A 2,808-nucleotide genomic window follows, 5' to 3' on the forward strand; every position below is an offset into this window, starting at 1 on the left:
GTCGAATGTAAGCACGCCATCGGGCTTGGGATAGTCGATTTTCCTGTGTTGCGAAGCAGGCTCCAGCGACTGCGCATCGGTCTTGCCGTGCTTCAGCGTGCCGAAGAAGGAGAAGCCGAGAAGTGTATTCGTCCACATGTCGAGGCCGCCGAGCGCCACACCGATCGCTGTGCCGAACTTCGACCACAGCGGCTTGACGTTGCGAACCCTCTTCAGATCCTTGCCTATGTCGCTCGCGCGCCAATCGTTCTCGATCTCGATCACTTCGTCGTTGGAGCGGCCGGCGCTGATTGCTGCGGCAATGCGATCAGCCGCCATCATGCCTGAGAGAACCGCATTGTGGCTGCCCTTGATGCGCGGCACGTTGACGAAGCCGGCAGAGCAGCCGATCAGCGCGCCGCCGGGGAAAGAAAGCTTCGGCACCGACTGGTAGCCACCCTCGGTAATCGCACGTGCGCCGTAGGAGAGCCGCTTGCCGCCCTCGAAGGTGGTCCGGATCGCGGGATGCGTCTTGAAGCGCTGAAATTCCTCGAAGGGATAGAGATAAGGGTTCTTGTAGTTCAGGTGGACGACGAAACCGACGGCGACGAGATTGTCCTCGAGGTGATAGAGAAAAGAACCGCCGCCGGTCTTCATGCCGAGCGGCCAGCCGAAGGAATGCTGCACCAGGCCCTGCCGGTGGTGCTCCGGCTTCACCTGCCAGAGTTCCTTGATGCCGATGCCGAATTTCTGCGGCTCGCGATCTTTCGAAAGGTCGAACCTGGCGATCAGCTGCTTGGCCAGCGATCCCCGCACACCCTCGCCGACCAGCACGTATTTTCCGAGCAGTTCCATGCCGCGGGTGAAGTTGGGGCCGGGCTCGCCGTTCTTTTCGATGCCCATGTCGCCGGTGGCCACACCGATGACTGCACCCTCGTCGCTGTAAAGCACTTCGGTCGCGGCAAAACCCGGGTAGATTTCGACGCCAAGTTTCTCCGCCTTGGTGGCAAGCCATCGACAGACAAGCCCAAGCGATACGATGTAATTGCCGTGATTGCTCATCAGCGGCGGCATCAGGATATTTGGAAGACGTACCGAACCGGCCGGGCCGAGCACCAGGAAGTGGTCGTCCGTTACCTTGGTCTTGAACGGATGGTCGGCATCCTCGCGCCAGCCCGGCAGCAGCCGGTCGATACCGATCGGGTCGACGACAGCGCCCGAGAGAATATGCGCCCCGACCTCCGCACCCTTTTCAAGCACGACGACCGAAAGCTCGGGACTGACCTGCTTCAGACGGATCGCCGCCGAAAGACCCGCAGGACCGCCACCGACGATCACCACGTCGAATTCCATGCTTTCGCGTTCCGGCAGCTCAGTCGTCTGGGTCATCGCAGAGCGATCTTAAGTTCAGGTAGCGCCTCGAAAAGATCGGCGACGAGGCCGTAGTCTGCGACCTGGAAGATCGGGGCATCTTCGTCCTTGTTGATGGCGACGATAACCTTCGAATCCTTCATGCCGGCGAGGTGCTGGATGGCGCCCGAGATGCCGCAGGCGATGTAGAGCTGCGGGGCGACGACCTTGCCCGTCTGACCAACCTGCCAGTCGTTCGGCGCGTAACCGGCATCGACGGCAGCGCGCGAGGCGCCGACTGCGGCCCCGAGCTTGTCGGCAACAGGAAGGATGACTTGCCTGAACTTCTCGGCAGAACCAAGGGCGCGACCACCCGAGATGATGATCCTGGCCGACGTCAGCTCCGGACGGTCGGAAGCCGACAGCGCATCCCCGACGAAGGTCGACAAAGCAGGATCGGAAACGGCCGAGATCGCCTCGACCGGAGCGGAGCCACCTTCAGAGGTCGCGGCGAAGGATGCCGTGCGCACAGTGATGACTCGTGTGGCGTCGGTCGCCTGCACCGTCTGGATGGCGTTGCCGGCATAGATCGGACGTTTGAAGGTRTCAGCCGAGACGACCTCGATGATTTCCGAGACCTGSGCGACGTCSAGCAGGGCTGCGACGCGCGGCAGCACGTTCTTRCCTGTAGAGGTGGCGGCCGAGATGATCGTGTCGTAGCTGCCGGCCAGCGAGACGATCAGGGCGGCGAGCGGCTCGGCGAGGTTGTGGGCAAGGCTTGCGTCCTCGGCAACAAGCACCTTGGAAACGCCGGAGAGCYTTGCGGCCTGTTCGGCCGCAACCTTGGCGCCGGCGCCGGCGACGAGGACGTGGACATCGCTTCCCGTTTCCTTGGCAATCTTTGCCGCCGCCGTCAGGGTCTTGGCGGTCTGSTCGGAAAGGTGGTTGCTGTCGTGATCAGCCAGAAGAAGAATGGCCATGGTAGAATCTCCCTTTCTCGAACCTTAGAGGACGCCGGCTTCGGTCTTGAGCTTTTCGACGAGCTCGGCAACCGACTTGACCTTCACGCCTGCCTTGCGGCCTGACGGCTCTTCGGTCTTCAGGACCTTGAGGCGCGGCGTGGTGGAGACGCCGAAGTCAGCGGGCGACTTCTTGTCCAGCGGCTTCTTCTTCGCCTTCATGATGTTCGGCAGCGAAGCATAGCGGGGCTCGTTCAGGCGCAGGTCGGTGGTCACSACTGCCGGCAACTTGACTTCGATCGTCTGCAGACCGCCGTCGACTTCGCGGGTCACCTGAGCCTTGCCGCCAGGACCAGCAACTCCGAYYTCGATCTTCGAGGCAAAGGTCGCCTGGGCGGTGCCGAGCAGAGCTGCGAGCATCTGGCCGGTCTGGTTSSWGTCGTCGTCAATTGCCTGCTTKCCGACGATGACAAGACCCGGCTGTTCCGCGTCGACGACGCCCTTGAGGATCTTGGCAACW

3 protein-coding genes are annotated in these 2,808 nt (G+C 62.2%); all 3 read right to left on the reverse strand.

All coding sequences use genetic code 11. From position 1 onward, the window contains the following. The coding region (locus tag AC1D2R_RS22430; RefSeq protein ID WP_477970619.1) for an NAD(P)/FAD-dependent oxidoreductase at positions 1 to 1,368 on the reverse strand (1,368 nt) is incomplete at its 3' end. Next, positions 1,365 to 2,309 (reverse strand): electron transfer flavoprotein subunit alpha/FixB family protein, encoded by a 945-nt coding sequence (locus AC1D2R_RS22435; RefSeq protein WP_477970621.1) that lies wholly within the window; start codon positions 2,307 to 2,309, stop codon positions 1,365 to 1,367. The genes AC1D2R_RS22435 and AC1D2R_RS22430, both read right to left, overlap by 4 nt. Before the next feature lie 24 nt (positions 2,310 to 2,333). Then, on the reverse strand, positions 2,334 to 2,808 hold a 475-nt coding region (locus AC1D2R_RS22440), incomplete at its 5' end, for an electron transfer flavoprotein subunit beta/FixA family protein (protein WP_477970623.1).

It is taken from the genome of Rhizobium sp. P1_C7 (assembly GCF_056406295.1).